Source organism: Streptomyces sp. Rer75 (genome assembly GCF_013414305.1).
GTDB classification, from domain to species: Bacteria; Actinomycetota; Actinomycetes; order Streptomycetales; family Streptomycetaceae; genus Streptomyces; species Streptomyces himastatinicus.
In genome coordinates, this window is sequence record NZ_CP058693.1 from 9,274,927 (window position 1) to 9,298,119 (window position 23,193).

16 protein-coding genes are annotated in these 23,193 nt (G+C 71.4%); 4 read left to right on the top strand and 12 right to left on the bottom strand.

Annotated elements, in window-relative coordinates; genetic code table 11:
* Positions 1–40: 40 nt before the first annotated feature.
* Entirely contained in the window at positions 41–916 is an 876-nt protein-coding gene (locus tag HYQ63_RS39345; protein ID WP_179938549.1) for a helix-turn-helix transcriptional regulator, read from the bottom strand.
* 352 nt (positions 917–1,268) lie between these two features.
* Between HYQ63_RS39345 and HYQ63_RS39350 the strand changes: the two genes are divergently transcribed.
* Entirely contained in the window at positions 1,269–1,703 is a 435-nt protein-coding gene (locus HYQ63_RS39350; protein ID WP_257232448.1) for a hypothetical protein, read from the top strand.
* On the opposite strand, the gene HYQ63_RS39355 is transcribed toward HYQ63_RS39350, so the two are convergent.
* From HYQ63_RS39355 to HYQ63_RS39395, 9 genes are all read right to left on the bottom strand, one after another.
* Positions 1,693–3,069, bottom strand: a complete 1,377-nt coding sequence (locus HYQ63_RS39355) for an ABC transporter substrate-binding protein (RefSeq protein WP_179938553.1) — start codon at positions 3,067–3,069, stop codon at positions 1,693–1,695. The two genes, HYQ63_RS39350 and HYQ63_RS39355, sit on opposite strands and share 11 nt — an antisense overlap.
* 122 nt (positions 3,070–3,191) lie before the next feature.
* A complete protein-coding gene (locus HYQ63_RS39360) occupies positions 3,192–4,430 on the bottom strand; it encodes a sugar ABC transporter permease (RefSeq protein ID WP_179938555.1) in 1,239 nt (412 codons plus the stop codon).
* Positions 4,421–5,200, bottom strand: a complete 780-nt coding sequence (locus HYQ63_RS39365; protein WP_179938557.1) for an ATP-binding cassette domain-containing protein — start codon at positions 5,198–5,200, stop codon at positions 4,421–4,423. Before HYQ63_RS39365 ends, HYQ63_RS39360 begins: the two co-directional genes overlap by 10 nt.
* 15 nt (positions 5,201–5,215) lie before the next feature.
* Positions 5,216–6,304 carry a sugar ABC transporter substrate-binding protein gene (locus tag HYQ63_RS39370; RefSeq protein ID WP_179938559.1) on the bottom strand — a complete coding sequence of 363 codons (1,089 nt, stop codon included), beginning with the start codon at positions 6,302–6,304 and terminating at the stop codon, positions 5,216–5,218.
* 1 nt (position 6,305) lies between these two features.
* Positions 6,306–8,807, bottom strand: a complete 2,502-nt coding sequence (locus HYQ63_RS39375; RefSeq protein WP_179938561.1) for a SpoIIE family protein phosphatase — start codon at positions 8,805–8,807, stop codon at positions 6,306–6,308.
* 200 nt (positions 8,808–9,007) lie between these two features.
* A complete protein-coding gene (locus HYQ63_RS39380) occupies positions 9,008–9,364 on the bottom strand; it encodes a hypothetical protein (protein WP_257232450.1) in 357 nt (118 codons plus the stop codon).
* 106 nt (positions 9,365–9,470) lie between these two features.
* On the bottom strand, positions 9,471–10,334 hold the full coding sequence (locus tag HYQ63_RS39385) for an SAM-dependent methyltransferase (protein WP_179938565.1): 864 nt from the start codon (positions 10,332–10,334) through the stop codon (positions 9,471–9,473).
* Positions 10,335–10,482: 148 nt separating this feature from the next.
* Entirely contained in the window at positions 10,483–12,003 is a 1,521-nt protein-coding gene (locus tag HYQ63_RS39390; RefSeq protein ID WP_179938567.1) for an alpha/beta hydrolase, read from the bottom strand.
* Between the two features lie 79 nt (positions 12,004–12,082).
* A complete protein-coding gene (locus HYQ63_RS39395; protein WP_179938569.1) occupies positions 12,083–12,727 on the bottom strand; it encodes a hypothetical protein in 645 nt (214 codons plus the stop codon).
* 97 nt (positions 12,728–12,824) lie between these two features.
* Between HYQ63_RS39395 and HYQ63_RS39400 the strand changes: the two genes are divergently transcribed.
* The gene (locus HYQ63_RS39400) at positions 12,825–13,448 is read left to right on the top strand and encodes a GPP34 family phosphoprotein (protein ID WP_179938571.1); all 624 of its coding nucleotides are present in this window, start codon (positions 12,825–12,827) and stop codon (positions 13,446–13,448) included.
* 85 nt (positions 13,449–13,533) lie between these two features.
* Here HYQ63_RS39400 and HYQ63_RS39405 read toward each other — a convergent pair whose 3' ends face one another.
* Together HYQ63_RS39405 and HYQ63_RS39410 are read right to left on the bottom strand one after the other, a co-directional pair.
* On the bottom strand, positions 13,534–14,706 hold the full coding sequence (locus HYQ63_RS39405; protein WP_179938573.1) for a carboxylesterase family protein: 1,173 nt from the start codon (positions 14,704–14,706) through the stop codon (positions 13,534–13,536).
* Complete coding sequence (locus HYQ63_RS39410) at positions 14,697–15,593, bottom strand: MBL fold metallo-hydrolase (RefSeq protein ID WP_179938575.1); 897 nt, start codon at positions 15,591–15,593, stop codon at positions 14,697–14,699. Before HYQ63_RS39410 ends, HYQ63_RS39405 begins: the two co-directional genes overlap by 10 nt.
* Before the next feature lie 73 nt (positions 15,594–15,666).
* Here HYQ63_RS39410 and HYQ63_RS39415 point away from each other — a divergent pair, with 73 nt between their 5' ends.
* Together HYQ63_RS39415 and HYQ63_RS39420 are read left to right on the top strand one after the other, a co-directional pair.
* Positions 15,667–18,348: an AAA family ATPase gene (locus HYQ63_RS39415; protein ID WP_257232451.1), complete on the top strand. Its 2,682-nt coding sequence runs from the start codon at positions 15,667–15,669 to the stop codon at positions 18,346–18,348.
* Positions 18,349–18,448: 100 nt separating this feature from the next.
* Positions 18,449–23,173, top strand: a complete 4,725-nt coding sequence (locus tag HYQ63_RS39420) for a DUF6531 domain-containing protein (RefSeq protein ID WP_179938579.1) — start codon at positions 18,449–18,451, stop codon at positions 23,171–23,173.
* The last annotated feature ends 20 nt before the right edge of the window (positions 23,174–23,193 follow it).

Here is a 23,193-nt window from a genome sequence, read left to right on the forward strand (position 1 = left end):
CCCCTCCCATCAGATCGTCGGTCAACTGTCCAGGCCCACGTCACAGCTCCTTGCGGATCTCGCCGAGCAGGGCCTCGGTCTTCTGGGCGGGCGCCGACTGGGCGCTCACCCGGTCCAGCGCCTCGCGGTACACCACCACGTCGTCCGTCTTGTCCAGATAGACCGCTCCGACCAGCCCGCCCAGGTAGACGATGTCAGGCAACTCGGAGGCCCGGAACCGGAAGACATGGAACGCGCCTGCCGTCATCGCCGGATGCGGGCCGTTGCCGAACGGCATGATCTGGAGCGTCACGTGCGGCAGCGCGTTCACCGCGATGAGGTGGTCGATCTGGGCGCGCATCACGGCCGCGCCCCCGACCGGCCACCGCAGCACGGTCTCGTCCATCACGACCCACAGCCGGGGCGGGGACTCGCGGGACAGCAGCTCCTGGCGCCGCATGCGCAGGGCGATCCGGCGCTCGGTGGCCTCGGCGGGGACATGCGGATTGCCCGCGCTCAGCAGGGCGCGGGCGTAGTCCTCGGTCTGGAGCAGGCCGTGGACGAACTGCGGCTCGTACGCGCGGATCTGGAGCGCCGCCTGTTCCAGGCTCAGGTACGCGGCGAACCAGTCCGGCATCACATCGCGGTAGACGTGCCACCAGCCGCGCTTGTTGGCCTCGCGGACCGACTTCAGAAAGGTGTCGATCTCGTGCTGGTCCGTCACGCCGTACGTCTGGAGCAGCTTCTCGACGTCCGCGAGCCGTAGCCGGGCCACCTTCGCGGCTTCCATCCTGCGGATCGTCGAGTGGCTGACGCCGATCGCCGCGCCCGCCTCGTCGTAGCTGAGCCCGGTCCGGGTCCGCAGCTCCTCCAGCTGCTTGCCGAGGATCATGCGGAGGACGGAGGGAGCGCCGCCCCATGCGGATTCCGCCGCCACTCCCTGCCTCCTCACACCGCGTTCCACGGTTGCAGTCTGTCACGATCATGCGCTGCCGCCGCACCTGCATCCAACGACTTGCAAATTTCAAGTTACCTCTTGCAACTCGTTCATAGCAGATGACACAGTGGACATGCCGTCACCGACTGTGTGACTCCGCGGAAGTTGGCCCGCGGTGCCGGGGGAAACGTCGGAAGGGCCGGACCGATTCGCGGCCCGGCGACGGCGGAACGTTCGCGTGTGTACGTCGGTAGGCACCGGGCAGTGCAGGACCGGCGCTGCCCACAGTGCGCAGGCAGACGAAAGGCGACCGATCGTGGTTCCCCCCACCCTCCCCCTGCCTTCGGCTCACATGCCGCGGAAGAAATCCCCGCATCCTGCGAGCGGCCCGCCGGGGTCGCCGCGTGGCGCGCGCCGTGGACGGCTGACGCTCCCCGCGGGGCTGTCCGCCGGGCTGGGCTACGACGCGGTCGGGATGTCCGCGGACCACGGGAAGCGGGTCATGGACCGGCTGCCCCGCATCGGCTGTGTCTTCGCCTGCGATGAGCACTGGTGGTGGATCGTGCCCGCCGGATCGCACATCGGGCTGGTGTGGCCCGCCGTCACCAGCTATGCGGTCGGGGCGTTCGTGGGGTCGCCGAGCGGTCCGCGCACCGCCAGGACGTCCCGCAACCCCCGCCTCATCCACCGTCCCGAGGGCGACTCCCCGTATACGCCGCCGATTCCGCTGTACTTCATGGCCTGCCACATCGCCGGTGTCATGCCGTGCTGGTCGGTCACCGAGTAGGTCCCCGGCCTCCGGTGCGGTAGTCCGCCACCGCGTCCTGGGCGAGCTTCTGGGAGACCTGGAGCGCCGTGCGCACCGACTGCTTTCCGGCGATGGCCGCGCTGATCTGTGCGGACACCTTGGTGCCGAGGTCGGCGAACTGCGGGATGCCGACGAACGAGATGCCCTGGTAGGGGCGCGGGCCGACGCCCGGGTTCTTGGGGTTGGCGGAGTGCTTCACCGCCGCGTACTCCTCCCGGTACCAGGCGGCCGCCGCGCGCTGGTAGTTGGGGTTGGCGTAGAGCGACTGCCGGCTGCCCGCCGGGGCCTCGTTCCAGCCGAGCGTGTCGCCGATCTGCGCCTGGTACTGCTTGGAGGAGGCCCAGGAGATGAACTTCCAGGCGGCGTCCTTCTTCTTGGAGCCGTTCTCGATGCCCCAGGCCCACGTCCACAGCCAGCCCGCCCTGCGGGTCTTTTCGTGCGGGGCGGGGACGTAGCCGACCTTGCCCTTGACCGTGGAGCCGTCGGCCTCGATCGACGTGGCGAGCGAGCTGGCGTCGTACATCATGGCGCACTTGCCCTGGCTGAAGTCGGCGAGGATTTCGAGGACGCCGCTGCGGGCGGCGTTGGGCTCGCCGTACTTGCGCACCAGGTCGACATAGAACTGAATCGCCCTGGTGAACTCCGGCGAGGTGAGCTTGGCGTTCCACTGCATGTCGTACCAGGCACCGCCGAAGGTGTTGACCACGGTGTTGATGGGGGCGAGGTTCTGGCCCCAGCCGGGCAGGCCGCGCAGGCAGATGCCGCTCGCGCCGTCGATGCCGTCGATCTTGGCCGCCAGCGAGGCGACCTGCTTCCAGGTCGGATCGCGCGGCATGGTCAGCCCGGTCTTGCGGAAGAGGTCCTTGCGGTACATCAGGAAGGATCCCTCGCCGTAGAAGGGCTCGGCGTAAATCTTGCCGTCGCTGCCGGTCACGGCCGTGATCAGGCCGGGAAAGATGTCCTTCTGGTCGAAGGCCCGGTCCGCCTTCGCATAGGAATCCAGCGGGGCGAGCCAGTGGTTCCTGGAGTAGATCGGCACCTCGTACGCGCTCACGCTCGCCACGTCGTACCGGCCCGACTGCCGGGCGAACTCCCTGTTCATCCGCTCCCGCGCCTCGTTCTCCGGAAGCAGGGTGTAGTCGACGGCGATGCCGGTCCGCGAGGTGAAGTACTTCTTCGTGTACTGCTTCAGGGTCTCCATCTGGGGATTTTTGGTGGCGAGCACGCGGATGCTCTCCTTCCCCTCACCGGAAGACCGCACGCCGGTGCCCTGGCAGCCGGAGACGACCAGAGCCGCGGCGAGCGCGGCCGCCGTGGCCGCGCGGGTGAGGAGAAGACGTTTCATCGCACTCCGATGGTCATGGTGAGCGCATCGGATCCTTCCAGAACACCCGGCGAGATGTCCGGCTTGCCCGGGAATGGGAAGCTCTAGTGCAGCATAGCGTCACGCCCGGACCGTGACGACCGTCAGGTGGGGCCGCGCGCCCGCGCGGCTCGCCGGGTGAGCGAGTCCGCGGCCACGGCGGCCAGCAGCACCCCGCCGGTGACCATGAACTGGATGGCGTCCTGGATGCCCAGCAGCGCCATGCCCGAGGCGATCGACTGGATGACCAGCGCACCGAGCAGCGCCGACCACGCCGAGCCGCGCCCCCCGAACATGCTGGTGCCGCCGATGACCGCCGCGGCCACCGCGTTGATCAGCAGCATGCCGGAGCCCGCCGCGCGGGCCGTCGTGGGACTCGCCGAGGTCAGCCCCGAGGCCACGAACAGACCGCCGACCGCCGCCAGCGTCCCCGACACCATGAACATCGCGATCCGCACCCGCACCACGTCCACCCCGGCCCGGCGGGCCGCCTCGACACCGCCGCCCACCGCGAACACCTTCCGCCCCGACCGGGTGCGGCGCAGCAGCAGATCCGAGCCGACGACGACGGCCAAGAAGATCAGCAGGGCGAGCGGCACGCCCTGGAACCGGATGAGCACATGGGCGGTGGCGAACGCGAGCACCGCCAGGACACCCGTGCGCACCCCGATCTCGGTCAGCGGCCGGTACGGCACCCCGGCGTCCCGGCGCCGCCGCCGTGACCGCCGCGCGGCCAGGAAGTACCCGGCCGTGCCGATCGCGGCCAGACCGTACGCGATGACGCCGCCACTGAAGTAGAGGCTGGTCAGCGCGGCGACCAGACCGCCCTCATCGATGTTGATCGTGCCACTCGCGCCCAGCAGGTAGAGGGTCAGCCCGTTCCAGGCCAGCAGCCCCGCGAGCGTCACCACGAACGCGGGCACCCCGACCCGGGCGAAGAAGAACCCGTGCACGGCGCCCACGGCCGTCCCCGCGACCACCGCCACGATGATGGCGAGCCACTCCGGCATGCCGAGGAACACGTTCAGCACGGCGAACGCGGCGCCCGCCAGCCCGCTGACCGAGCCCACCGACAGGTCGATCTCGCCGATCAGCAGCACGAACACGATGCCCACCGCGACCAGACCGGTGGCGGCGATGTCCACGCTGAGGTCGGACAGATTGCGCGGCGAGAGGAAGTTGGCGTTCAGGCCCTGGAAGACCAGCCAGATCACGACCAGACCGAGGATCACCAGGAGCGGACCGCGCTCACCGACCCCCAGTCCGCGCCGGGCCGCCTCGCCGCCGCGCAGCCGGTGCCGCACCGCGTCGGCGTACCCCCGGATGTTCTGTCCTACGGCCATGCCCCCTCCTCACCCGTCGTGCGGTGGGCCACGGCGTTGTCGGCGGCGCCGGTGATGGAGGAGATGATGCGCTCCTGGGTGGTGGTGGGCACCTCGAAGAGCCCGTTGTTACGGCCCAGCCGCAGCACCGCCACCCGGTCCGCCACGGCCTTGATGTCCCCCATGTTGTGGCTGATGAGGAGCACTCCGAGACCGCGGTCGCGCAGCTCCTCGATGAGGTCCAGGAGCTGGCTGGTCTGCTCGACGCCCAGGGCGGCGGTGGGCTCGTCGAGCAGCAGGACCTTCGGCGCGCGCAGCAGCGAGCGGGAGATCGCGACGGCCTGCCGCTGGCCGCCGGACAGGATGGCCACGGGCGCCCGCACATCGGGGATGCGGATGGACAGGGTGTGCATCAGCTCGCGGGCGCGCCGCTCCATCTCCACCTCGTCGAGGATCCCGGCGTGGTGCACCTCGCGGCCGAGGAAGAGATTGCCGACGACGTCGAGGCTCTCGCACATCGCGAGGTCCTGGTAGACGGCCGCGATGCCCAGGGCCTGCGCGTCATGCGGCCGTTTGATCTGGACGGTGTGGCCCTCCCACTCGATGACGCCCTGATCGGCGGGGCCCACCCCGGCGATCACCTTGACCAGGGTGGACTTGCCGGCGCCGTTGTCGCCCACCAGGGCGACCACCTCACCGGCCCGGATCTGGAGATCGACATCGACCAGCGCCTGGACGCCGCCGAAGCGCTTGGAGATGCCGCGCAGCGCCAGCAGGGGAGGGGCGGCCACGGAAAATCACCTCCGTCAGCGGGTGAGACCGGCCCTGTCACAGGCGGTCCGGAGCTTGGGCGTGCAGATCTCCTCGATCGTGTACACACCGTCCTTGACCAGGGTCTTCCTGATGTCGGCGGCCGTCACGGCGACCGGGGTGAGCAGGGAGGCCGGGATGTTCTCGGTGGTGGCGTTGTCGACCGTCGTCCGGGCGATGGAGCGCAGGCTCTGGCCCCGCCCCAGGGCCACCGCCATGGCGGCGACGGCATGCGCCTCGGCCTTGAAGGGCTTGTAGACGGTCATGTACTGGTCGCCGCTGACGATGCGCTGCACGGCGTCGATGTCGGCATCCTGGCCGGTGACCGGCGGCACCGGCCTGACCCGCGCGGACTTCAGCGCCGAGATGGCACCGGAGGCGACGCTGTCGTTGACCGCCAGGACTCCGCCGATCCGGTGCGGGCCCAGCGCCGTGATGGCGGCTCGCATGTTGTCGTACGCGTTGTCCGGCCGGTACTCGACCACGTCGTACGACTTGCCGATCCGCACCTTGTCCTTCAGGACGGACATCGCGCCCTTCCTGAACCAGGTGGCGTTGGGGCTGCTCGGATCGCCGTTCATCATGACGATCTGGCGGCCGTCCCCCTTGGCCCGCATGGCGTCCAGGAGTGCCCTGGCCTGGAGCCTGCCGACCTCTCCGCCGTTGAACGAGGCAAAGCCCGAGATCGGGCCCTCGGCGAGCCGGTCGTAGGCGATGACCGGGATGCCCGCCTTGTGTGCCGCCTGCACCGAGGAACGCAGCGCCTTGACGTCGACGGCGTCGAGGATCAGCGCCCCCACCCCTCGGGTGATCATGGAGTTCATCTGCCGCTGCTGGCTCGCCACGTCGTCCCCGGCGTTGGCGTGGTCCACGGTGCAGCCCGGGCACAGCTCCTTCACGCGCTTCTCGATCATCGGCCGGTCGGACTTCTCGTACCGGGTGACCTGCTGGCTCGGCAGCAGCAGGCCGATCGTGAAGCCGTTTCCGCGCTGCGCCCCGCCGTTCTCTCCGCAACTCGCCAGGGACACGGCCAGCAGCCCCGCGGCCACGGCGGCGACGGCGCTGCGCGTACGGGACATCCTCATGTCACGCACCCCCTTGCCGGACGCGGGGCCCGGGCTCGGTGTCGTCGGGACCGGGCTCACGGCCGGGTACGACGATCTCGCTCCACACCTGCTTGCCGCCGCCGACCGGTACGGAGCCCCAGGACGCCGACATCGCCTCGACCAGCAGCAGACCCCGGCCACCGGTCGCCTCCCAGTCCGTGACCACCGGCTTGGCGGGCGCCCTGGGGGAGGAGTCGGTCACCGCGACGCGCAGCCGGTCCACGGCGTACGTGAGGTCGAGGCGGACCGTGCCGTGCGTGTGCATCAGCGCGTTGGTGACCAGTTCCGAGACGACCAGCAGCGTCACATCGCCCTGGTCCGCCAGGCCCCACGAGCGCAGCGTGCGCGCGGTGAAGCGGCGGGCGTGCATCACCGCGTCCGGCAGCCGCCACACCAGCCAGCCCGCCCGGATGGGCCGGACCCGCATGCCGTCGTACCGCAGGAGCAGCAGCGCCACGTCGTCGTCCCGCCGGTCGGCCACCCCGAGCAGCGCGTCCGCCATCCGGCTGAGATCCGCGGGGGCGGCGGCCAGCGCGACCCGCATCCGGCGCATGCCCTCGTCCAGGTGCAGCGTCGAGGACTCGACCAGGCCGTCCGTGAGCAGCGCGACGACCGTGCCCGGGGCCAGCGGCTCCGCCGTCATGGGGAACTCCGCGTCCGCGACGATTCCCAGCGGCAGCCCGCCCTCGACCACCACCTCCTCGGTGGTGCCGTCCGGGCGGCGCACCAGCGGCGCCAGATGCCCGGCCCGGACGAACCAGGCGTTGCCCTCCTCCATGTCCAGCTCGACATAGGTGCAGGTGGCGAACAGATCCGTCTCCATGCCCACGAGCAGCCGGTTGGCGTGGGACACCACCACATCCGGCGGATGCCCCTCCACGGCGTACGCACGGACCGCCGTCCGCATCTGCCCCATGATCGTCGCGGCGGCGGCGCTGTGCCCCTGCACATCGCCGATGACCAGCGCCACCCGGCTCTCGGAGAGCGCGATCACGTCGTACCAGTCGCCACCCACCTGGAGTCCCCGCATCGCGGGCAGGTAGCGGGCCACCGCCACCCCGCCGGGCAGCGGCGGCAGGCTGCGCGGCAGCAGGGAGCGCTGGAGCATCGTGGCCAGCTCCTGCTCGGCGTCGTAGGCGTGCGCCCGCATCAGGGTCTGGCCGACCAGCCCCGCGGTCGCCGTGAGCAGAGACCGCTCCTCGGGGCCGAACGGATGCGGAGCGTCCCAGCCGATCAGGCACACCCCCGCCACCTGCCCATGGGCCGGGAGCGGCAGCACGGCCAGCCCCCCGGGGCCGATGCCCGCGAGCCCCGGCTCCAGCTCCGCCCCCGCGGGCCACAGCCGCGGTCGGCCCTCGAGCAGGGCGGCCCGCAGGCTCGGCAGGGCGTGGATGGACACGTCGGGCCACTCGGAGTGCCACTCCGAACGCCACAGCTCCGGCCATGCGTCGGCCCGCGACGGATCGAGCCCCACCACCACCAGCTGGTCCGCCTGTAGCTCGGCGAGTGCCACCCGGTCCGCTCCCAGCGGCTCGCCCAGGGCGGCGATCACCACCCGGCTCACGTCCCGGACCGTCATGGCGTCGTCCAGCGCCGTCGTCAGCCACTGCACCCTGGACACGTCGTCGGCGCGGGAGCGCAGCGCGGCGGCACTGGTGACCACGCCCACGACGCGTTCCGGGCGGCCCGCCGCATCGGTCCCCACCCGGCAGCTCAGCCGGAGCCAGCGCACCTCGCCGGTCGAACGGCGGATCCGGAACTCCAGCTCGCGGTCCCCGGCCACCTGCGCGGTGGGCTCGACGACCGACAGCAGCGCGGGCACATCCTCCGGCACGGTGCACGCGAGCAGCGTGTCCACCCTGCCGTCGAAGTCGTCCGGGGCGATACCGACCAGGTCGAGCAGGGTCGCGTCCGCCTCGATCCGGCCGGTGCCGGGCAGCAGCACGAACGACCCGACGCGCAGACTCCGCAGCGCGGGACCCAGCAGCCTGGACGCTCCGGCGCCGTTCGCCGGGCGGGACGCACCGGCCGACCGGAGCCGGGTGGCGATGGCGTCGGCGTAGCGCAGCAGAAAGCCCCGCTGCTCCGCCTCGAAGCCGTCCGCGGCGCTGCCCACGATGAGCAGACAGCCCACCCGGCTGCCCTCGCCCCCGAGCGGCAGCGCGCCCAGCGAGGCACCCGGCCACCGCCCCGCCGACCCGTCCTGCTGGTACGCGGCCACGCCCTCGGAGTCCAGCCACACGGGGCGGCCGGTGCACAGGGCGTCGGCGGCGGGGGAGCGGTCGGACAGCGCATAGTGTTCCGGCAGCGCATGCGGAGCCGCGGTGGTCCCGGACGCCCTCGCCGTCTCGACCAGCCGCAGGCCGTCGCTCCCCTCGCCCAGCACATAGACGGCCGCCAGCGAGACCCCGGCGAACGCCAGAACCCGCTCCCTCCCGGTGGGTTCCGGCGCCGGGGACATCGGACCGGCACCATGGGGCATGTTCCCGTCTGCCTCCCCTCCGTGCCGCAGGTACGGGCAGGTGGAAGTCCCGGAACACGGGCGGCGGGGGCAGGGGTGCCGCATCCGGCGAGGCCGGACCGCGCCGCCCAGGAGTGGCAGGGCACCCACCCACCAGAATGTCACAGCTCAGGGAAGCCGCAGGGCGGGCCGGGGCCGGGGATGCGTCGACTACAGGTCGACTACAGCATGTCGACGATGCTGGGCGGGGCGAAGAGATGCCGGGCGCGGTGCTCCAGGGCGAGCACGGCCGGAAGGTTCCCGGAGGCGTCCGACACGCACCGCTCGCACTCCTCGTCGGCCTCGGGCAGCTCCGAGACATGACGGGTGGCGATGTGCCGGGCCAGCCGGATCTGGGTCGACACGATGGAGTCATGGGGGTCGCAGTCCACCCCCGGCCCCAGCTCCTCCAGCGCGGCGTCCACCAGCTTGGGGGCCTGCTTCATCGCCCGGTACAGCTCGGTGCACTTGCCGCACCCCCACATCCAGGGCGGAGGCAGCGGCCACTCGTCGGCGGGGTCCACGTTCCTGGCGCTCATGCCGTCACAGTAGCGAACCGGGAAGGCACGCACAGTGACTTGGCGTAAATCCCCTCAAGAGAGGGGCAACGAGACAGGAACGCGGAACCGTCCGCCCGACCATCACCTAGGGCTTACGGGCGACGCCCGCCCAGAAGGACACCTCTTCGTCGGTCACGTCGCCGGTCTCCACCCCCGGGCCCCCGGTGGCCAGGTCGGTGCGCCAGCGGTGCGGCACCACCAGGCCGGGCTCGACCAGCTCCAGGCCGGTGAAGAACCGCTCCACCTCGTCCCGGGTGCGGATTTTCCCCTGGATGCCCCCGCTGTGGTAGATCTGCACGGTCCGCTGGGTGGCCTCGGGATCGAAGTCCGGGGTGATGTGGCTGAGGATGAGATACGAACCGGGCGCGAGCGGTTCGACCAGCTTCCGCACGATTTCGTGCGGCTCCCAGTCGTCGGGCACGAAGTGCAGCAGCGCGCACAGGCTCAGGGCCACGGGCCGGGACAGGTCCAGCACCTCGGTGACGCCGGGGGAGGAGAGGATCGCGTCGGGCTCGGCGACATTCGCGTCGACGTACGCCGTGCGCCCCTCGGGATGGCTGCTGAGCAGCGTCTGCGCGTGGGCCAGCACGATCGGGTCGTTGTCGGCGTAGACGATCCGGCTCTCCGGGGCCACCCCCTGGGCGACCTCGTGCAGGTTGGGCCGGGTGGGAATGCCGGTGCCGATGTCGAGGAACTGGCGGATTCCCCGCTCGGCGGCGAGGAACCGGACCGCGCGCTGCATGAACGCGCGGTTGGTGCGCGCCGCGACCATCACGCCCGGCCACAGCGTGAGCACCTTGGCGGCGGCCTGGCGGTCGGCGACGTAGTTGTCCTTGCCGCCCAGGAAGTAGTCGTACATCCGGGCGCTGTGTGGTCGTCCCTGGTTGAGCGGGGTGTTGGGGGGCTCCGGCCCACTCCCGGTCTGGGGTGCTACCCCTTGCGCGGTCATGGCGTTCTCCTCCGTTTCCGGGCGCGATCCGTGGCGATCGCGGCGCCTCTTTGCAAGGATCGTAGGCCGCCCGGCGCGGCCGGTTACTCGCGGGTCCGGATAACTGGGCGCAAGGGAGCGGTCGTTGACGGCGCGATCGGACACCAGGTCAGTCACCCGCCGGATCCTTCCGGCAGACGGTGTCCCGCGCGGGCAGCTTCCCGGTCCGCAGATAGTCGTTGACCTGCTCGTCCACACAGCGGTTCGGATACGTGCCGTACACCCCGTGCACCCGTGCCTCCAGGGTGATCAGACGGGAGTGCGGCATCCGCCGGTGCAGCCCCTGCCCGTTGGCGTAGCTGGTCCGCGTATCGCCGGTGGCCTGGACGATCAGACCGGGCGCGGCGTTGCCGCTCCGCACCGGCGGCTCGACCGGCGCGTTCGGCCAGAACGCGCACGGGCTGACGCTGTTGAACAGCGGGCCGTACACCGGCGCTTCGGCCCGGCTGCGCTCGACGTTGCGCCGGTACCAGGAGAGCTCGCGCGGCACCGCAGTGTCTCCGCACAACAGGGCCAGCTGGAGCGAGTTCTGCGCCTCCGTCTCGTCGTCCGGCGGGCCGAGCGCCGCGGCCAGCGCCTCGGTCGGCTCCACGGCGCGCCCGGCGGCCGCGTCGGACAGCAGCCGGATGTTCTGCGCCGCCTCGGCGAACTTCCGGTCGTCGACCAGCAGCATGCTCAGCAGCTGCGGCACCTGCTGGCCGTCGGCCGTGTAGCGGCCCACCTCCAGGGGCGTGCGGGCGGCCTGCCGGGCGATCCGCTCGACGGTCGCGCGGACCTCCGCGGTGGTGGCCCCCAGACCGTAGGTGCCGTTCCGGCGGGCCGCCCACGCCGCCCAGGCGTCCAGGAACTCCTCGTTGGCCGCGGTCGCGTCGTGCAACGCCCCCACGATGTAGCGCGCCGGGTCCATCGCGCTGTCCAGCAGCAGCCGGTCGGTGCGGCCCGGGAACATCTTCGCGTACACCGCTCCCAGGTAGGTGCCGTACGAGACGCCGAAGTACGACGTCCTCGGCTCACCCAGCACCGCGCGCAGCACATCCATGTCGCGGGCGGTGTTCCGGGTCGTGAAGTGGCGCAGATACGACACGTCCTTGCCGTACGTCCGCTGACAGCTGCGCACCAGGCCGGCCTCGTACCGGGCCTGCGCCCGGAACCCCGCGGCGTCGTACCCGGCGGAGCGCAGCCAGTGCCCGGAGGTACCGCAGTGCAGCGGGCTGCTGCGGCCGACTCCGCGCGGATCCATGCCGATCAGGTCGTACCGGGCGGCCAGCTCCTTGCCCATGGCGGGCGCGTCGAGCAGCGGCATGTCGAGCGAAGTGCCTCCGGGGCCACCGGAGTTGTGCATCAGCAGACCGATGCGGTGCGCCGTGTCGGTGGCCTTGATACGGGAGAAACCGAGGGTCAGGGTGCGCCCGCCCGGTTTCCGGTAGTCCAGTGGCACCCGGATCGTGGCACAGCGGGCCCCGGCCCGGTCCAGCTCTTGGTGGTCGCATGCCGTCCAGTGCGGACGCTGGGTGGTGAACGGGCGCAGGGGGTCGGCGGATGCGGCCTGCGGGGCGGCGAGTTGCCCGGCGAACGCGACCGCGGCGGCGAGCGAGCCGACGACGGCGGTGCGTACGGTACGTAAGCTCATGGTGAGCAGGCTCCCGCTCACCGCACCCCATCCACCATGGAGTCCGCACCCCGCGAAGACGGGGGAGAGCCGGATGGTGTCAGCGCACGCGCACGCGTCCGCCCGAGAAGTGGCCGAGCGCCTGGTCGATCTCGCTCTCGCTGACCGGCTGGCGCGGGGAGAAGACGGGCACGCGGAGTCGGGATACGCCCTTCCAGTTCCGCCGTGTCCGGCGCCGGACCTCGGGCTGGTCCAGCCCGCTGACCCCGGGGGCGGTGGTGGCGCCGGGGGCGAGCGCCACCAGCAGCGCGCTGATGCGGCCACGGACCTTCACCTGGACGTTCGTGACCGCGGCCCAGGGGAGGAAAACGTCCTCGGGCGCAGCGTCGATGGCACACCACAGACCCTCGTCGGTCACCCGCATCGCGACCGGGGAGATCTCCTTGACCGCCCAGGTCTGCTTGAGCCGCCGTATCACGGTGAACTGGCGCTTGGAGTCATACAGGTAGACCGGCACCGGCCACGCAAAGAGCAGGAACCACAGCTCGGTGCCCCCGAGATCCAGGGCGAAGACCATCGCGGCTATGGCGGCGCCGAGCAACACGGAGATGATGGCCGTGCCCCACGCGGACCACGGCATGGTGCGCAGCAACGAGGCCCGCATCCGGGCCACCGTCCCCGGGTCGGTCTTGACGACGTACTCCTGGCCCGCCCCGTCCATGTGCATGACCACAGTCTCGATCACTCGGACACGGAAAGCCAAGTCCCGACCTGGAAGGATGCATCCGTACGACACGCGGAGGACACTGGTCGTAACGGTCACCGTGACAGGGAGCCCTTTCATGACCACACCGCGGGACCTGATGATCGTCACCATGGACGCGGAGCCCAGCCGCCTGGTGGAGCGGGGCGATCTGTCGCTCGCGCTCGCCGGAGCCGAGCTGATCGACCTCCTGGGCGCCGAGGAAGTCGGGCTGGACGGCGAGCGCATCGTGCCGGGCCCCACGGGCGCGCCCGCCGACCCGCTGCTGCGCCAGGCCACCTCGTCGCTCGTCCGCGAGGAGCCGTACGAGTCCGTCGGCGACTGGCTGTGGCGTCGGGGCCGCGGGCTGTCCGCCGCCTATCTGTCCGCGCTGGAGGCGGACGGGCAGCTCGTCCGGCAGCGCAACCGCCGCTGGAAGGTGTTCTGGACCCGCGAACTGGCCCTGGTCGACACCGAAGCCCGCCACCGGGCGGCGAACCGGCAGCGGTCGGACGAACCCGTCCTGGCCGCCCTGACGGAGGCCATCGGCATCCGCGATCAGGGCGGCGAGGGGGCCGGGGAGCCCCCGAAGGTGTCCGACGACGCGGTGGCGCGCGTGCTCACCACCCTCGACGACGCGCTCGCCGAGCTGGCGGCCGAACGGCAGCGGCGGGACCGGCGCCGCGACGAGGCGGCCGTGGACAACGTCCGCCGCGGCTACTGAGCCACGGCGGCCATGTCCCGGCCAACCGAACCGGTGCGTCGGTCAACCGAACCGGTGCGTCGGCCAATCGAACCGGTGCCCCGGGCTAACCGAATCGGTGCGTCCCCGACCAGCCGGGATCCCCGGTGGTGGCGAAGCGCACCCACGCGCCGTGCATCTCCACGGCGAGCGACGGCGGTAGGTCCGGCCCGAGCAGCCCGTCCGGCGTACGGAGGGCGGGCAGGCCGGTGTTGTCGAACACGAACGGGAGTTCCGCGGTGTGGCAGGCGCCGAACGGGCCGTCCCGCCAGTCGAAGTCGTACGTAAATGCCTTGCCGTGCAGGGACACCAGCCGCTGACTGCCGCCCCGGAACATCGCGTCGATGGCCACATTGAGCTCCGGCCGCTGGTAGAGCCGCGATTCCTGGGTGTTCGTGCCCACCATCAGGTCAACCGGGTGCGCCTCGGGCACGTCGTCCAGCACCACCCCGAACGGGGTCACCCGTGCCCCGGGATCGGGCAGTTCGTCCACCGCGGCCACCAGCTGTTCGTCGGGGATCCCGGCGAACCCCGCCACCGTCGCCGGAACGCCCAGCCGGTCGGCCAGCGCCCGGGTCGTCTCCGCCGCCTGCGCGCCGGTCACGGTGTGCAGTCCGCCGCTCTGGCTGATGGCGCGCCGGAACAGCCCGGCCGCCTCGGGCGTCACCAGCAGCGCGCTGACGATCATCGCGCCCGCCGACTGCCCGAACACCGTGACCCGGTCCGGGTCCCCGCCGAACTCCGCGATGTGCTCGCGCACCCACCGCAGCGCGGCGACCACGTCCAGCAGGCCGCGGTTGCGCGGTGCGTCCGGCAGATCGAGCCAGCCGGGCGCACCGAGCCGGTAGTTGAGCGTGACCAGGACGACGCCGTCGCGGGCGAAGGACGTCCCGTCGAACAGCGGTGCCTGGCCGGTGCCGGACAGGAAGCCGCCGCCGTGCACGAAGACCATCACGGGGGCGTTTCCGCCGCCCCCTTCCTCCGGTTCCTCCGGGGCCCAGACGTTGACCGTCAGATAGTCGTCGCCGCGCACCCAGCCCGGACCCATCACCGGGCTCAGGTCCAGCGGGAACCGCCGTGCCGGGGCGGGCGCGGTCGGCCCCGGCACGGCGACATCGCGCACGCCGTCCACCGGTGTCGGCGCCTCCGCCGGTGCCTCTGCCGGTGTCGGCGCCGCGAACCGCGCGGCACCGGTCGGGGCGGCTGCGTACGGGATGTTACGGAAGACCCTCACCGCCATGCCGCCCACTCCTTCACCGCGAACCGGTCGCCGTCGCGCCGCACTTCGGCCGCGCCCGCACCGGGGAAGTGCGCGGGGAACAGCAGGGCGCCTTCGTCCGCGGCCGACTCCAGCACGCGGCGCCGGGCGATCCGGGCCCGGCCCTCGTCCTCGTCGAAGCAGGGGCTGTCATGCGGCTCGGCGAACTGGAGCGGGCTGTGCAGCAGGTCGCCCGCGAACAGCGCCCGGTCCGTGCCCGAGCGCAGCCGTACGACGGTGGAGCCGGGCGTGTGGCCGGGGGCGGGTTCGAGGCGCAGGTGGGCGTCGATGTCGTAGTGGTCGCCCTCCCACAGCACGGTCTGCCCCGCCCGGTGGACCGGGGCCACGCTGTCCTCGAAGACGTTCGCCATCTTCGGGCCCGAGCGGGTCCGGTGGCCGTTCTCCGGGTTCCAGTAGTCGAAGTCGGCGCGTGAGATCACGTACTGCGCGTTGGGGAAGGTCGGCCGCCACTCGCCGTCGACCAGCGTGGTGTTCCAGCCGACGTGGTCGCCGTGTACATGCGTGCAGATCACCGTGTCGACGTCCTCCGGCCGCACCCCCGCCGCGGCCAGCTCGCCGAGGTAGTCGGTGTCCAGGTGATGGAAGAACGGCATGTGCGGCCGCTCGCGGCCGTTGCCGATGCCGGTGTCGATGAGGATGGTCCGGCCCTCGCTGCGCAGCACCCAGGTCTGGATCATCGTGCGCACCTCGTCGGCGGCCAGGTCCACGAAGTCGGGGGCCAGCCAGCTCTCGTGCGCGCGCCAGTGCTCCATGGGCACATCGGGAAAGATGATGTCGCGGGGGAGGCCCGTCGGGGGCAGCTCGACCACGCGGCTGATGTCGACGTTGCCAAGTGTCATGGTGTCCATGCGTCCAGCCTGCTCGCGGGCCCGGGCCCGGCGGTATCCGTCACATGACTGCACCGGCGGATACAGTCGGGTGATGACCATCGTCGGGAGGGAGCGCGAGAGCGCGGCCGTGCTCGGTGTGACCAGCGGCGTGCTGATCGTGACGGGAGAACCGGGCGCGGGCAAGAGCACCCTGCTTGCGCTGGCGGCGGACCGGCACCAGGGCCGGGTGCTGCGGATGACGGGCAGCGAGAGCGAGGCGAACCTGCCGTTCGCCGGGCTGCACCAGCTGCTGCGGCCGATCCTCGACGACGCCGCCCGGCTGCCCGCCCGCCAGCGGTCGGCCCTGCTCGGCGCGATCGGCGCGGAGGACGACGACGCCACCGGGCCGCCCGACCGGCTGCTGCTCGGCGTCGCGCTGCTCGCCCTGCTGTCCGATCTCGCCCAGCGGTCGCCCCTGCTCGTGCTGGTGGACGATCTGCACTGGATCGACACCGGTTCGCTGGAGGCGCTGGCCTTCGCCGCCCGGCGCATCGACGGCGAACCCCTCGCCGTCCTCGCGGGGACCCGGGACACGACGGGCGCGGCGGCCCCGGCGGCGTTCTCCGGATTTCCCACGCTCGCGCTGGGCCCGCTGGACGCCGCCGCCGCGGTTCAACTGCTGGACCGGCAGCCGTATCCGCCCACCGGCGGCCGCCGGATGCGCGTCCTCGACCAGGCCGCCGGAAATCCGCTGGCCCTGGTCGAACTGGCCCGCGCGTGCGGGACGAACGGCACGGCCCCCGCAGGGCTCACGCACTCCCCGGACCCCACAGGGCTCACGCACCCCACCGACTCCACCGCCGAAGACCTCCTGCCACCCACCGACCGCCTGATGCGGCTCTACGCCGCCGACCTCGACGCCCTGCCCGACGCCACCCGCCGCGCCCTGCTCCTGGTCGCCGCCGACGAACGGGCCGTGGCGGGCCGGATCGAGGCGCTGGCCCCGGCCGAGGCCGCCGGACTGCTCCGCATCACCGGCGGCGGCGACGCCCGGCGGGCCCGCTTCCGGCATCCGCTGATCCGGTCCGCGATCTACCACTCCGTACCGCTCGCCGACCGGCGCCGAGCGCACCGCGACCTCGCCGCGTCGCTCACCGGGGAACCCGACCGCCGCGCCTGGCACCTGGCCGCCGCCGCGGAGGGCCCGGACGAGGCGATCGCCGCCGCACTGGAGGAGTCCGCGGGCCGGGCCCGGACCCGCGGCGGGTACACCGCCGCCGTCACCGCGCTGGAACGCGCCGCCGAGCTGAGCCCCGCACCCCACGACCGCGCCCGCCGCCTGGTGGCGGCCGCCCGCGAGGCCGTCGCCACCGGTCAGCCGCACTGGGTCCGCGAACTCGCCGCGCGGGCCCGCGCGCTCACCGACGACCCGGCGCTGGTGGCCGAGGCGTCGCTGCGGGTCGGGCAGGTGCTCACCCTGAGCGCCGAGCACGACACCGCGCTGACCTTGCTGACGCGGGCGGCGGCGGACCCCCGGCTGCGCCGGACGGCCGTCGGCCTGGCGTCCGTGGCCGGTTTCTACTCCGGCGACGAGGACCACCGGCTCGCCATCCGCGAACGGGCGCAGGGCGACCCCTGGACGCTCACCGTGACCGACCCCACCGAAGCCCGCTCCGAACGGGTGGCGGCGCTCCCGGCGTTGGTGGAGCGGGCCGACGGCGACCCCGCCCTGCTCAACTCGCTCGGCGCGATGGCGTGGCTGCTCGACGAGACGGCCCTCGCGGTACGGATCTTCGACGACGCCCTCGACCGCTGGCGCCTGCGCGGCACCCTGCCCACCGGTCTGGGCTGCACCGCGGGATGGGCGTACCTGGACCACGGACTCTGGGCACAGGCCCGGATCGCCGCCGCGAACACCGCCTCCTCCGTCGCCGGGATGCCCCACCTCGAAGCCGCCGTACGGTCCCTCGAAGCCGCCCCGCTGGCCCTGACCGGACGGACCGCCGAGGCCCGCACCGCCGCGTCGGCGGCCCTGTCCCTGGTCGACCCGCACCGCAGCCGCGCGGTCGCCGTCCGCGCCCGCTGGGCCCTGGGCATGGCCGCCGTCGCCGAGGGCGACCAGACGACCGCGTACGAACAGTTCCGGCTGCTGTTCACCCCCGACGGCGACCCCGTCCACTACGCCTGCTCCCACGCCGGAGTCGCCGAACTCGCCGCCGCGGCCGTACGCACGGGCCACCACGCGGAGGCCGCCGCCATCGTGGAACGCACCGAAAAGCGGCTCGCCGACGACCCCTCACCCCGGATGCGCGCCCTGATCCACCGCGCCCACGCCCTGCTCGACCCGTCCCGGGCGGAACCGCACTTCACCTCGGCCCTCGCCGACCCGGCGGGCCGTCAATGGCCCTTCGAACGCGCCCAGATCCTCCTGGACCACGCCGAATGGCTGCGCCGTGCCCACCGCATCACCGACGCCCGCCCCCTCCTGCACACCGCGCTGGAGACGTTCCGCCGCCTCGGCGCCCACCCCTGGACCGACCGCGCCCAGGCCGAACTCCGCGCCGCCGGCGTCGACCCGGCCCCCACCACCCCCGACGCCCTCACTTCCCTCACGCCCCAGCAGCAGCACATCATCCGCCTCGCCGCGAAGGGCCTGAGCAACCGCGAGATCGGCGAACGCCTCTTCCTCTCCCCCCGAACCGTGGGCTCCCACCTCTACCGCAGCTTCCCCAAACTCGGCGTCACGGCCCGCGCCCAACTCCGCGACGTCCTCGAGGCTTCCGGTCAGTCCTAGACCCCGGCGTGCCTGCGATGGTCAAAACCGATCGCATGCGAAGCTTGAGGCGCACACGCAATCGCTGAACGCATGTGCGTTGGCAGGGGGGATGGGGAACGTGGCCGTCACGGTGCCGGATTGGGCCGACACGCTGCTGGATGTGATCGGCGTCTCGTGGCCGAACATCGATGAGGATGCTTATCGCGATATGGCGGACTCCTTGCGGGAGTTCGCCGACGACTTGGAGGACGACGGGCAGCTCGCCAACGGGCATGTGGAGCGGCTGCTGTCGTCGGGGTACGGCGAGGCGATGGACGCCCTCAACCTGCACTGGGGCAAGGTCAAGGGCACCCACATCAGGGACATCGCCTCCGCCGCGCGCACCATCGCCGGGGCAATGGACACCGCGGCCACCGCGGTCGAGGGGATGAAGGGCGCCGCGCTGGTCCAGCTCGGCTATCTGGCCAGTGAGGCCGGTATCGCACTGTCGCTGATCCCGGTGACCGGTGGGCTGTCGGCGCTACTGGGCGCGGGGGCGATACGGGCGACGCAGGAGGCGGTCCGGCGGCTGATCAAGGAGTGCGCCGAGGAGGCGGTCGGTTACATCGTCGCGGCCCTGACCGAACCGGCCGTCGCCGCCCTGGAGAACCTGGCCGCCGACCTCGTCGTCCAAGTCGGCGCCACTGCCATGGGGTTGCAGGACGGGGTGGATCTGGGCCAGGCGCAGCAGGCGGGCAAGGAGGGGTTCAAGGACGGTGTGCAGGGCGCGAAGGAGGGCATGCACCTGGCCTCCGCGGACGGCCGCGGTGGTGGCGGTGGCGGCAAGTCCAAGGGCCTGCGCATCGACCACAGCGAGCATGACCACGCCTCCACTCAGCTCAGCGGCCTGAGCGTCAACTTCCGTACCAAGACCGCCGGAAAGCTGGGCAAGGCGAAGTCACATCACAGCCGCACCCGTGGGCGGGACAGCATCGCGGAGGCCATTGACCCGGTCGCGGACAAGGCCGTGGGCGCCCTGGAGAAGGCGCTCAAGACCATGGACGACCACGTCACCACCAAACTGCCCAAGGCTGTCAAGCAGATCTCCACCGACAACAAGCACAACGACATCGACATCGGCGCGACCTTCCGCAGGAAAGACCGCAACAACGATGGCTGGAAAGCCCCCAACGGCAGCAAGGGCGGCGCCTCCCACCTCAAGCCGAACTCGATGCGCGACGTCAAGGACGATCCTCGCGGCAAGGGCATCCCGCTGAACAAGCGGCGCTGTGCGACCGACCCGGTCGACATGGCCAGCGGGGAGATGGTGATGTCCCAGACGGACCTCTCCCTCCCCGGCGTACTGCCCCTCATCCTCTGCCGCACGCACATATCCGGCTATCGCTACGGCCATTGCTTCGGCGTGAGCTGGGCCTCGACGCTCGACGAGCGGCTGGAGGTGATCCCCGAGGGCGCCGTGTGGGCCCGCGAGGACGGCTCGCTGCTCCTCTACCCGAGCCTGCCCCGCGACGAGGAGGAACAGGTATGGCCGCTCGAAGGCGACCGTTTACCGCTCATCTACGTCGGCCGGACGGAGCTGGGCGACGTCACCTATGCCGTGAGTGACCCGCGTTCCGGCCTGGTCCGGCGCTTCACCGGCAACGCCTACCATTCGAGCGAGCTGTACTGGCTCCGTGAGATCGAGGACCGCAACGGCAACGCCATTCAGATCAGCCGCGACCAGGACGGCCTGCCCACCACGGTCCTCCACGAGGCCGGATACCGCGTCCTGGTGACCACCGACGCGGAGCTGGGCCGGGTCACCGCACTGGCCCTGCACACCCCGGAGGGGCCCGTCCGGTTCACGTCCTTCGGCTACGACGATCGCCGCAACCTCGACGCGATCACCAACTCCTCCGGCGCGCCCCTGCGGTTCACGTACGACGACGCGCAACGCGTGACCTCCTGGACCGACCGCAACGACTTCACGTACAGGTACGTGTACGACGCGGCGGGCCGCGTTGTGGAGACCATCGGCCCGGACGGCGCGCTCTCCTCCCGCTTCTCCTACGACCCGGCCAACCGCATCACCCGGTTCACCGACTCCACGGGCGCGGTCACGGTGACCCGATTCAACGGTCTCGGCCAGGTCATAGCCGAGACCGATCCGCTGGGCCACACCGTCCACTTCGCATGGGACCGCTGGGACAATCTGCTCTCCCGCACCGACCAGCTCGGCAACACCGCCCACTTCACCTGGGACGACAACGGCAATCTCACCGCGGTCCAGTTCCCCGACGGACGGCAGTCGACGGCCTCCTACAACGCACACCACCTGCCGGAGGCGCTCACCGGCCCCGACGGCACGACCTGGCGGCAGACCTTCGACGAGCGCGGCAACCGGACCGCCATCATCGCGCCCGACGGCACCTCCACCCGCTTCACGCACGACATGACGGGCGCGCTGGCCACCGTGACTTACCCCACCGGTGACACGGAACGGCGCACCAACGACCAGGCCGGTGTCACCCTGTCCGTCACCGACGCTCTCGGTGGCACCTACGCGGTCAAGCGTGACGCGTTCGGCCGGCCGGTCGAGAGCATCGACCCCACGGGAGCGGTCACCCGGCTGGAATGGACACCGGAAGGATGGCTGTCGCGCCGTGTGACACCGGACGGCGCGACCGACTCGTGGACTTGGGACGACGAGGGCAACTGCCTGTCGTACACCAACGCCCTCGGCGCGGTCGCCCGCTTCGAGTACACGCGGTTCGACCGGCTGGCGGCCCGCACCGGCGCCGACGGGGCGCGGTACGAGTTCACCTACGACACCGAACTGCGCCTCACCGAGGTGCGCAATCCGCAAGGGATGTCCTGGACGTACACCTACGGACCGTCCGGCCTGCTGATCTCGGAGACCGACTTCGACGGCCGCACCTCCACCTACGCGTATGACGCGATGGGGCGGCTCACCACCCGCGTCACCCCGCTCGGCCAGCACATCTCCATGACGTTCGACCCCCTGGGCAACGTGCTGGCGAAAGACGCGGACGGTGTCGTCACCCACTACACGTACGACGCCGGAGACCGGCTGACCCAGGCCGTATCGCCCACCTCGGCCGTCGCCCTCGAACGGGATGCGATGGGCCGGCTCGTGTCGGAAACCGTCGACGGCCGCACCATGCGATACGGCTACGACACCGCGGGCCAACTCATCTCGCGCACCACCCCCACCGGGGCGGTCACGGACTTCGCCTACGACGCCGGAGGCAACCGGGTCCGCGTCTCCACAGCCGGCCACACCCTGGACTTCACCCACGATGTGCTGGGCCATGAACTCCTGCGCACCTTCGGGCCCGCCGACGCGCCCATCACTCTCGCATCGGGCTGGGACGAGATCGGCCGCCTGACCTCCCAGTCGGTGTCCAGCGGCACGCGTACGCTGCGCTCACGCACCTACGGCTACCGAACCGACGGTTTCCTCACCTCCAGGACCGACGAACTGACCGGCCGCAGCACGCGCTTCGACCTCGACCCGGTGGGACGCCCGCTGAGTGTCACCGCCGAGAACTGGTCCGAGAGCTACGCGTACGACGCCGCGGGGAACCAGACCCGGGCCGAGTGGCCCGACAGGGCCCGCCGCGCCGAGAGCCGCGGCGAGCGCACCTACGAGGGAACCCGGGTGCTCACGGCGGGCAAGGTGCGGTACGAGTACGACGCCGCGGGGAGGGTCGTCCTGCGGCAGAAGACACGGCTGTCGAGGAAGCCCGACACCTGGCGTTATGAGTGGGACGCCGAGGACCGGCTGGTCTCCTGCACCACCCCGGACGGCGCGATATGGCGGTATACGTACGACCCGCTCGGCCGCCGCACCGGAAAGCACCGAATGGCGGACGACGGCCGCACCGTGCTCGAATCCCTCCACTTCAGCTGGGACGGCAGCACTCTGGCCGAACAGACGGACCCGGCCACCGGCCTCACCCTCACCTGGGACTACGAGGGCTACCAGCCGCTTGCCCAGCTCGAACGCCGACTGGACCCCGAGTCCGCGCAGTCGGAGGTGGACAGCCGCTTCTTCGCCATCGTCACCGACCTCATCGGCGCGCCTACGGAGCTGATCGACGAGTCCGGTGAGATCGCCTGGCGCGGGCGGTCCACCTTGTGGGGCGCCACGTCCTGGAGCCGCGGCGCCGCCGCGTACACCCCGCTGCGGTTCCCGGGCCAGTACGACGACCCGGAAACCGGCCTCCACTACAACTACTTCCGCCACTACGACCCCGAGACGGCGCGCTACACCTCACCCGACCCCCTCGGCCTGGGTCCGTCACCGAATCCGGTGGCGTACGTCACCAACCCGCATACGCGGATGGACCCCGAGGGACTGATCGCCAAGGGGTGTACGGATGACGGTGGCTGGTACTACGGGCTCCAGCCGTCCAATCTGGTGGACAGCAACGGGAACCGCCTCTCGCCCATCGACATGGAGCGCAATCACATCCCGTCCAAGGCGGCTTGGAAGGACATCACCGATCCGGGCTTCTACCGGGCAGGCAAGCACCATAAGAAACAGAAGGTCAATTACGGCCCGGCCATCCGCATGGAGTTGGGGGACCACAAACAACTACGCAGTACCGATTACGACCCGCAAGCACAGGCTTGGCAGATGTGGCAGCGGGAACTGGTCAACCAGGGGAAGATTACCGAGGCCATGAAGATGGACATCGATGACATCAAGCACAAGTTCCCCGGCAAGTACGATCAGCACATCGAAGATATGGTGGCCAGCCTGAAGGACAACAAACCTCTACAGGACATGCTCGCAAAGCGCGGCTGGACGATCGATGAAGCCGCCCTGTTGCAGTGACCCGACAACGAAGGATTAAG

Excerpts from the sequence above, each read along its gene's own strand:
- HYQ63_RS39370 (WP_179938559.1), bottom strand. The coding sequence starts at position 6,304 with ATGAGGATGTCCCGTACGCGCAGCGCCGTCGCCGCCGTGGCCGCGGGG.
- HYQ63_RS39355 (WP_179938553.1), bottom strand. The coding sequence starts at position 3,069 with ATGAAACGTCTTCTCCTCACCCGCGCGGCCACGGCGGCCGCGCTCGCC.
- HYQ63_RS39385 (WP_179938565.1), bottom strand. The coding sequence starts at position 10,334 with ATGACCGCGCAAGGGGTAGCACCCCAGACCGGGAGTGGGCCGGAGCCC.
- HYQ63_RS39375 (WP_179938561.1), bottom strand. The coding sequence starts at position 8,807 with ATGCCCCATGGTGCCGGTCCGATGTCCCCGGCGCCGGAACCCACCGGG.
- HYQ63_RS39410 (WP_179938575.1), bottom strand. The coding sequence starts at position 15,593 with ATGGACACCATGACACTTGGCAACGTCGACATCAGCCGCGTGGTCGAG.
- HYQ63_RS39360 (WP_179938555.1), bottom strand. The coding sequence starts at position 4,430 with ATGGCCGTAGGACAGAACATCCGGGGGTACGCCGACGCGGTGCGGCAC.
- HYQ63_RS39405 (WP_179938573.1), bottom strand. The coding sequence starts at position 14,706 with ATGGCGGTGAGGGTCTTCCGTAACATCCCGTACGCAGCCGCCCCGACC.
- HYQ63_RS39390 (WP_179938567.1), bottom strand. The coding sequence starts at position 12,003 with ATGAGCTTACGTACCGTACGCACCGCCGTCGTCGGCTCGCTCGCCGCC.
- HYQ63_RS39350 (WP_257232448.1), top strand. The coding sequence starts at position 1,269 with ATGCCGCGGAAGAAATCCCCGCATCCTGCGAGCGGCCCGCCGGGGTCG.
- HYQ63_RS39380 (WP_257232450.1), bottom strand. The coding sequence starts at position 9,364 with ATGAGCGCCAGGAACGTGGACCCCGCCGACGAGTGGCCGCTGCCTCCG.
- HYQ63_RS39415 (WP_257232451.1), top strand. The coding sequence starts at position 15,667 with ATGACCATCGTCGGGAGGGAGCGCGAGAGCGCGGCCGTGCTCGGTGTG.
- HYQ63_RS39400 (WP_179938571.1), top strand. The coding sequence starts at position 12,825 with ATGACCACACCGCGGGACCTGATGATCGTCACCATGGACGCGGAGCCC.